This is a genomic window from Moorena sp. SIO1F2 (genome assembly GCF_010672755.1).
Classification (GTDB): domain Bacteria; phylum Cyanobacteriota; class Cyanobacteriia; order Cyanobacteriales; family Coleofasciculaceae; genus Moorena.
Genome location: NZ_JAAHFV010000295.1, coordinates 1 through 8,135 on the forward strand (window position 1 = coordinate 1; position 8,135 = coordinate 8,135).

General features: G+C 43.6%; 9 protein-coding genes. 4 read left to right on the forward strand and 5 right to left on the reverse strand.

Annotated elements, in window-relative coordinates:
- The first annotated feature begins 556 nt into the window (after nucleotides 1-556).
- Nucleotides 557-1,063 (forward strand): transcriptional repressor, encoded by a 507-nt coding sequence (locus F6J94_RS25820; protein WP_070393137.1) that lies wholly within the window; start codon nucleotides 557-559, stop codon nucleotides 1,061-1,063.
- A 24-nt stretch (nucleotides 1,064-1,087) separates the two neighbouring features.
- Here F6J94_RS25820 and F6J94_RS25825 read toward each other — a convergent pair whose 3' ends face one another.
- A complete protein-coding gene (locus F6J94_RS25825; RefSeq protein ID WP_293045381.1) occupies nucleotides 1,088-2,107 on the reverse strand; it encodes an ABC transporter ATP-binding protein in 1,020 nt (339 codons plus the stop codon).
- Nucleotides 2,108-2,201: 94 nt separating this feature from the next.
- Complete coding sequence (locus tag F6J94_RS25830) at nucleotides 2,202-2,810, reverse strand: TetR/AcrR family transcriptional regulator (protein ID WP_293045385.1); 609 nt, start codon at nucleotides 2,808-2,810, stop codon at nucleotides 2,202-2,204.
- Nucleotides 2,811-3,044: 234 nt separating this feature from the next.
- On the opposite strand from F6J94_RS25830, the gene F6J94_RS25835 reads away from it, so the two are divergent.
- The 3 genes from F6J94_RS25835 to F6J94_RS25845 all read left to right on the forward strand — a co-directional run bounded on the left by F6J94_RS25835 (nucleotide 3,045) and on the right by F6J94_RS25845 (nucleotide 7,062).
- Nucleotides 3,045-3,641 (forward strand): hypothetical protein, encoded by a 597-nt coding sequence (locus F6J94_RS25835; RefSeq protein ID WP_293045390.1) that lies wholly within the window; start codon nucleotides 3,045-3,047, stop codon nucleotides 3,639-3,641.
- A 61-nt stretch (nucleotides 3,642-3,702) separates the two neighbouring features.
- Nucleotides 3,703-4,221: a hypothetical protein gene (locus F6J94_RS25840; RefSeq protein WP_293045393.1), complete on the forward strand. Its 519-nt coding sequence runs from the start codon at nucleotides 3,703-3,705 to the stop codon at nucleotides 4,219-4,221.
- Between the two features lie 432 nt (nucleotides 4,222-4,653).
- Nucleotides 4,654-7,062 carry an ATP-binding cassette domain-containing protein gene (locus tag F6J94_RS25845; RefSeq protein WP_293045397.1) on the forward strand — a complete coding sequence of 803 codons (2,409 nt, stop codon included), beginning with the start codon at nucleotides 4,654-4,656 and terminating at the stop codon, nucleotides 7,060-7,062.
- 284 nt (nucleotides 7,063-7,346) lie between these two features.
- Here F6J94_RS25845 and F6J94_RS34445 read toward each other — a convergent pair whose 3' ends face one another.
- From F6J94_RS34445 to F6J94_RS25855, 3 genes are read right to left on the reverse strand one after another with little or no spacing between them, the layout of a single operon-like run.
- Complete coding sequence (locus F6J94_RS34445; protein WP_367142271.1) at nucleotides 7,347-7,478, reverse strand: hypothetical protein; 132 nt, start codon at nucleotides 7,476-7,478, stop codon at nucleotides 7,347-7,349.
- Nucleotides 7,479-7,499: 21 nt separating this feature from the next.
- Complete coding sequence (locus tag F6J94_RS34450) at nucleotides 7,500-7,742, reverse strand: DUF5615 family PIN-like protein (protein ID WP_367142272.1); 243 nt, start codon at nucleotides 7,740-7,742, stop codon at nucleotides 7,500-7,502.
- On the reverse strand, nucleotides 7,739-8,128 hold the full coding sequence (locus F6J94_RS25855; RefSeq protein WP_367142273.1) for a DUF433 domain-containing protein: 390 nt from the start codon (nucleotides 8,126-8,128) through the stop codon (nucleotides 7,739-7,741). The genes F6J94_RS34450 and F6J94_RS25855 overlap by 4 nt, the downstream gene beginning before the upstream one ends.
- Between the last annotated feature and the right edge of the window lie 7 nt (nucleotides 8,129-8,135).

The following is an 8,135-nucleotide window of genomic DNA, read 5'->3' on the forward strand; positions in this document are numbered from 1 at the left end:
ACTTAAATTATGGTAACACCGACAGGGATTATTATGTAACTTAAATTAAAGCCGAAAACCAAGGGTTTAATAGTTGCGCTCTCTATCCCGGTGGAACCAACTTTGTTGACATTTTTATGGCGCTCGCGGGATATTCCGTTAGAGCTTTGGGAGATACCCCCTGGATGTGAAAGCATCTTGCATTGGCGGACTAAAGTTTATCTTGGTAGACTTTGGTAGCTAAAAAGTATCGGGCAATAACATAGTCATAACATACAAGCCACAATACACAAGGGTTATGGTCAATCTGCTTCCCTAACCCTGTTCCCTGTCTTCCCTCTGTTCCCCCTTTTTCAGTTATTCGCCCTTTTCCTAACTTATTTGCCAAATCCCGATCGTAAAGCTGGATTTGGTATTTTCGTTGTATCCCTGTATCAGAGCTCGATCCGTGCCTGGCCTATTCTCAAAAGTAACCAATAATCCTTTACTATTTATTCTCAATTAGGAAATTTTCTTGCAAGTGAGAGAAATAATTATTTAATATTGTCAATAATGGCTCGTTTTTGAGAGGGTTACCATGGCTAACTATACTGCCGCTTCACTCAAGGCCGAACTCAATGCTCGAGGTTGGCGTATGACACCGCAACGGGAGACCATTCTCCACGTTTTCCAAAATTTACCGAGAGGAACCCATCTGAGTGCTGAGGAACTTCACGAATTGCTCGACCAGCGAGGAGAAGGAATCAGCTTATCGACAATTTACCGTAGCGTTAAGTTAATGTCACGGATGGGCATCTTGCGGGAATTGGAATTGGCAGAAGGGCATAAACATTATGAACTCAATCAGCCTTTTCCCCATCATCACCATCATCTGGTGTGTATTCAGTGTAACCAGACCGTTGAATTCAAGAATGACTCAATCTTGAAACAAGGGATGAGGCAGGTGGAAAAAGAAGGGTTGCAGCTGATTGATTGCCAGCTGACCATTCATACCATTTGCCCAGAAGCCCTGCGGATGGGATGGCCTTCAGCTCTACCGAGCAATTGGCGTTGCTCTCGATCCATTGCGATGGACGAACATTAGTTTTGTGAGTGGTTAGTCGTTTTGTCAATGGACTAAATGACAGGCAACATAATGTCCTCTACCTGCATCTTTAAACTCTGGTTCTGGGTCTTGCCGACAAGTATCCATTACCATAGGGCAGCGAGTGTGAAACCGACAACCTTTGGGGGGATTGCTGGGGCTGGGTACATCCCCTGTTAGGATAATACGTTCCCGTTGACGCTCAAGTTCAGGGTCAGGAATTGGTACGGCTGAGATTAATGCTTGGGTATAGGGATGCAAGGGGTTCTCATATAAACAGACGCGATCTGCCAGTTCTACTATTTTGCCTAGGTACATTACTGCCACCCGGTCAGAAATGTGGCGCACTATACTTAAATCGTGAGCAATAAATAGATAAGTTAAGCCAAATTCTGCTTGCAACGACTGCATCAAGTTAACGACTTGGGCCTGAATGGATACATCTAAAGCAGCAATCGGTTCATCACATACTATAAAGTCAGGGTTTAACGCTAAGGCGCGAGCAATAACAATCCGCTGACGCTGACCCCCAGAGAATTCGTGGGGATAGCGATTGATAAACTGGGGATTGAGTCCTACGACTTCTAGTAAGGACTGGACTCGTTCTTGTTTTTGTTTACCGGTGGCTAACCCATGGATTTGCAGGGGTTCACCGACAATACTTCCTACGGTCATGCGGGGATTGAGGGAAGCATAGGGGTCTTGAAAAATCATTTGCATCCGGCGGCGCATCTGGCGCAGGGATTCAGGGTCTAGCTGGGTTAGGTCGATATTTTCAAAGTAAACATGACCGGCTGTGGGACGGTATAGTTGTAGGATCGCTCGTCCAGTGGTACTTTTGCCACAGCCAGATTCTCCTACTAAGCCTAAGGTTTCGCCACGGTTGATCTGGAAGTTGAGTCCATCGACAGCTTTGATGGAGCCAATTTGCTTTTGCCAGATGATTCCTTGGGTGATGGGGAAGTGCATCTGTAGGTTTTCTATGTGTAACAGACTGTTGTTTTGTTGGTTGGGCTTGGGGTTGTCTAGCTGTGCTGCTGTCATGTGATTGTTTAATTCTTAATCGCAATCATATTAGTCTTTTGGTTAAGGTTCACATGCCATTGCTTTAATGTTTGACAATACAAACTTGTCTTGATTAAGAATTAACAGAGCCAGGAATAGCATGGGTAGACAGCAACTCGTTAACGTAGCGCCGAATTACAATCTGCTGCTGGTCAGGGCTAAGGCGTTTGGCTTGAATCAGGGAGTCGAGGCTAACCCCATTCACTAGGGCTAACAGGGCGTTGGCTTCTAACTCTGGCTCTATGTTAGCTCGAATCAGTTTGGCTGACTGTAGAGCTTTCAACTCTTGAATAATCACCTCACGGAGCTGAGCAGCACTCTGTTGATGCTCAGCCATCAAGGATTCTCGTCCAATGGCATACCCCAAAAAAGCGACCCAGACCTTGAGAATATCTTGCCGTTGAGTGTCTAGTGGCAAAAACGCAGATAGCATTTCTACTAGTCGATCCACTCCCCTAGCTTGCTCTGTTGCAGTCTGCATGGTTTTTTGCAGACGCTGAGTTACTTGATTAAGGGCAAACAGAATCAGCTCCTGCTTATCTCGAAAGTGGTGAGTAACAACTCCCGTGGTGCAACCCAGCTCTTGGGCGATCGCCCGCATACTGGTGCGATCTAACCCTTCTCGGACAATAACTCGCCAGGCGGCTTCAGAAACTTCAAGGCGGCGATCCTGTTGGGACATGAGCATCAAAGGGAACTATAGCAGAAGTCAGAAGTCAGAAGTCAGAAGTCAGAAGTAAAACTATTGCGCTTACTTAGGTTTGAGACTTTTGTCATGTCCTAACTGCCCTGCCGACTACTATAACCAGATATACACCAGATATAAAGTCGGACAGAAACACAGTGTCAATGTCTATTGACAGTTTATCATAACAGTTGTTATGTTAACAATAACAACTGTTATGAGGTTAAGGTAATGCACTCTGAGCTGACTTGTCCTTCCCCTCGCTCTGGTCTGAAAGGTTTGCTTGATCGCTTCACCGGACCAGGGGCAACCCAAGCTGAGTTGCTCATACAATTTGTACCGTCGCTGGTGGCTTTGGTAGCAGCTCCAACCTACGCCCTGACCCTCCCAATACAGTGGACCCCGTTGCAATTAGGACTGATCGCTGTTCTTGCCCTGGATTTAGTGGGGGGTGTCCTCACCAATGCTACCTCCACGGCTAAGCGTTGGTATCACCGACCGGAACAGGGTTGGCAGCAGCATTTAGGATTTGTGTCTGTTCATGTCATCCATGTCTTGTTAGTGGCCCTGCTCTTTCGTGGGGGAGATTGGGGATTCTTTATTGGTGTGTCCAGCTACCTGTTGGGGGCATCGGTCTTGATTTTGCGGTCTCCCCTCTATCTTCAACGTCCAGTGGCGCTAGGGCTTTACGGCTTAGGGCTGTTAGGCGATCGCTATCTATTTCCCCCAATGCCTGGTCTGGAATGGTTTCTGCCTTTGTTTTTTCTAAAAATATTGGTCAGTCATTTGCTTAAGGAAACCCCTTATCGCCCTAGGGAAACCCTATAAGATTTTCTGCGACTGATCTGTGATGTTCGACAGCAATAATTCTAGTTATGAGGTAATTACAATGACGATAACTATTAGACATCTGGTATCTGCACTCTTGGTTTTATCGTTTGGATTGTTGGCATCTCTTGTTCCTGGTGGTTTAATTGAAACAAGGAGTTTATCACATATTGACCCGTTGATATTGGGTATATTTAATACCTTTTTAACTTCCCTAGTAATAGTCAGCCTTTTGATTGTTTACTTTATCTTCAAAGATTTGAAGTGGGCGTTCATTGTGTCTGGGTTATGTGGCATTTCCTATTTTATCGTATACGCCCTAGATTTAGGAACACTATTTCCAGTCTCGCCAGATCCCATGCCTCAGGCGCTATTTGTAATTGAAGTATTGGGAATGATTGTTTCTCTTCCTTTACTATTTATTTCTGTTCGCGGAGCTATGAATAGTAACAAGAGTAGTAACGATAAAGTAATAGCAAGCCAACCCTATTCAAAGACGTTTGTATATTTCGCTTTCTTTTTGGTTGTTGTTGGTGTTGGCATTATCACGTTTGCTACCAAATCCGCTATGGGTAGCTAACAGTGCCTAACATTCGTAAGTATTCAGCGGTCAGCTTTTGAATAACACAATTAACCATTATAGCGGTTTTCAATTAGGTGAGGTACATTTTTTGAGGGAGTAGGGAGCAGGGAGCAGGGAGCAGTGAAGTCAGAAGACGTAAGAGCTAAGAGCTAATAGGGTAAAAATCTTGTGTACCTCATTAGAATAAAAACCGCTATAGTTTAATCTGAGTTAAGGAAAGCTGACCGCTGACTGCTGACCGCTGACTGCTTAAGAATTAGAAGGAATAAGTTTGCTTTTTAGATCAATCCTATGTTTACATCTCAAATAAAAATTATATAGCGTTTATAATAGCTATGAGGTACATTCAATTTTATTAGCCCACGGCCTTAGCTCCCTAAAACCCTAAGGGCGAGGTACCTCATCCGATTGAGAGTGCTATATATTACAATGATATATCTAGAGCTAAACAATCAAGGTCAAGTACTTCGTTTTTCTCTTGAGAAAGGATTTTATCGATTAGGACGCGATCGCACTTGGTCAGATTTCGATATTCCTGAAAAAGGCTGGACTATTGTCTCCCAACGCCATGCTTTTCTGCTTCAAGAGGGAGAGGATTATCGCATCTTTGATGGTGATGGGGCAAATCCTAGTACTAATGGACTATTTGTTAACCACACTCGCATCACTGATGGGTATCTTCTCAAACATGGCGTGGAATTGACTATTGGACAAAATCCTCGGGATTACATTCGCCTCACTTACTTTAATCCGGCCCATAGTCAACCAAGGGTGACGCCAAATAAACGGCAGCTTTCCTTGGCAAGTGTCCAAAAGTGGCCAGTGCAATTGGGTCGTTCTCCTAATCCTGAACTTTCCCACTGTTGGCAATTAGATGCACCGACGGTTTCCACCCTTCACGCTACCCTTATCAAGATTTCCGAAGGCAATTATCAGATTAATAATTATAGCAGAAATGGTACCTTTGTTAATGACAAATTAATCCATAAACCCGTTTTACTTAAGGATGGGGATACGATTCGGATTGGTCCGTTTATATTACTGTTGAGGCAGGATACTTTAGAATTAGTTGACCAAGGGAATCAAATCCGGATTGATGCTGATAAATTGCTGCGCCAGGTTAACAATAAATTAGGCAAAAAACGCACTATCCTGAATCATGTTTCTATGCCGATTGAACCAGGTCAGTTAGTGGCTTTGGTAGGAGGTAGTGGTACTGGTAAATCTACGTTACTGAAAACCCTATTAGGAATTGCACCAATTACTAATGGTACTGTATTTATCAATGGCCAAGATTTGCGACAGCATTTTAATCAGTACCGCTCACAAATTGGCTATGTTCCCCAAGATGATATTGTGCATCGGGATTTAACCGTAAAAGAAGTACTAACCTATGCCTGTGAATTACGATTACCACCAGATACTGATGTGAAACAGGTGGTGAAGCAAACTTTGTCACAAGTCAAACTGGATTTTGTGAGAAACACTCTTGTGGGTAATCTCAGTGGGGGACAACGGAAACGAGTCAGTATTGCTGTGGAATTATTGGCTGATCCGAAACTGTTCTTTCTGGATGAGCCTACGTCTGGTCTAGATCCAGGACTGGATAAGGAAATGATGCAGCTATTGCGAGAATTAGCGAATCAGGGACGAACAGTAGTGCTAGTCACTCATGCTACTGCGAATATTGACGTATGCGATCGCATTGCCTTTATGGGTCGGGGTGGACGGTTGTGTTACTTTGGTCCTCCCACAGAAGCCATGGACTTTTTTAAGATGCCATCTCCAGACTTAAGATACTTCCCTGATATTTACCTGAAGCTAGAGCAAGGGGAAACACCGGAGGAACTTGAGCAGAATAGTGAAAACTGGCATCAGCGGTTTCTCAGCTCACCTGGTTACAAGACTTACATTTCAGCCCACCTCAGTCCTGGTCAAAGGTTGCTATCGACGTCAATCCCTAGCAAAAGTGCTGGTATTCCTGTTTTCAAGCAACTCAAGCAACTGCTGTTGCTCAGTCAGCGCTATCTAAAACTAGTAGTGCGGGATATGCGAAGTCTTGCCCTAGCCTTACTAACTGCTCCGATTGGGATTAGCTTGATTATTCTGACCTTGTCAGGGCAAGACCCTTTAGCTCAACTGAATTCTCCAGAGATCTCCCAAGCACCTCTAGCGCTACGGGTACTGTTTATTTTTACCTGTGCTGCCCTTTGGGTAGGACTATCTAGTTCACTCCAAGAAATTGTGAAAGAGTCCAGTATTTATGCCAGAGAGCGACTGGTTAATTTAGGGTTATTTCCCTATCTTGGTTCCAAAGTATTGATTCGGTCTGGCTTAGCTATTTTACAAACTATCTTGATTGTTACTATTGTGCTCTATGGGTTTAAGTCACCTACCTCTGTACTACTGGATTGGAAAATTGGCTTGGGAATCACTACTTTTTTAACGATTATCGCTGCTACCAGTTTAGGTCTGATGGTATCAACATTAGTTAAAAATGAAAGTGAAGCCAATAATACTATACCATTAATTTTGCTACCCCAGATTATTTTTTCTGGAGTTATTTTTAAACTAAAAGGATTAGCCAGTACACTATCTTGGCTGATGGTAAGTCGTTGGTCAATGGGAGCTTATGGTGCCCTGGTAAATGTGAATAGTCTGGTACCAGAACAGTCTTCCCGGTTTGGATTAAAGCTTCCCCCTCCTCCCTTTGAAGCAACACCTGTTTATGATGCTACTTGGCAAAATTTGATTCTTAATTGGCTACTACTGTGCTTACACACAGGGGTTTATTTAATAATCGCTTTTAAATTACAGAAGCAGAAGGATATTTTTTAGGAGTCGGGAATCGGGAATCGGAACCCACCCCTAACCCCTCCGAGGAGGGGTTAGGGAATCGGGAATCGGGAGGAGATGTAGGGTGGGCAGTGCTTACCTTGATGATTTTTAGGTTTTCAATTTATCTGAGGCACTGCCCACCAGAGGATTAATTTTATAGTTAATTTACTGTCGGTGGGCAGTGCTTAATTTTAGGATTGTTAGGTTTTAAATTGGTTTTATGCACTGCCCACCCTACGATGAATTAATCTCTGATCATAATAACACTGGTTTCCAATGCTATCTTAGGGAATGAAGAGCCGACCTACTCCCATATAATTCTCGATGTCAATCACAATTTCAAGTAGCCGGTCTACACATTTATCCCGATAGGCTCGTTCATCCAAGACCCGATCAGCATTGCCAATTGTGATCACAGGAAGGGAATTGGACTTGTTTTATTCACGCAAAACCTTCTCCAATGCATCCTTACCTTTCATTCTTCGATTGGCTGTTAATATAATCATCTGATTGGCTTGAGCAAAGCGCCAAACAATTCGATCATTGCTATCGATTGCTAGCTCAACCTCTTGAAAGTAGACAAAACGGATGGGGAGAGTCTCAAGCCAACCTTGATTAGCAATGTTGCCTAACAAAACTTTTGCATGTCTCTCAAGATTGTGATCAATCAAGAAAATCATGCTTTCTGTCCGTGTCTTGCTTTCTGTTCCTGGAGTTTTGCCCACAACGCTTCTCGATCGGGTTTAGGGGGCATTGTTGCAATGCGAGCAAAGTGTTCTCGATTCCGCTGTTCCCAATACTGTCGGTTTTCCTGTTCCTCCTGCAAAATAGTTTGATACTCTGCTTCGACTTGGGTACGATTTTCTTCAATGTATGATAGTGCAGCGCTTACTTGTTCTTTACTTAGGTTAAGAACATCCCCAATTAATTTTGGTGGATACTGAGCTGTGACATAATCCATCACATCGTAGAGAGTGATACGTGTTGCGGCAATGGTTAATCCCCATTCTGTGCGAATTATTATAGCTGTTTTGCTATTAGATATGGCTCCAGTATCTAATAGCAAAACAGCA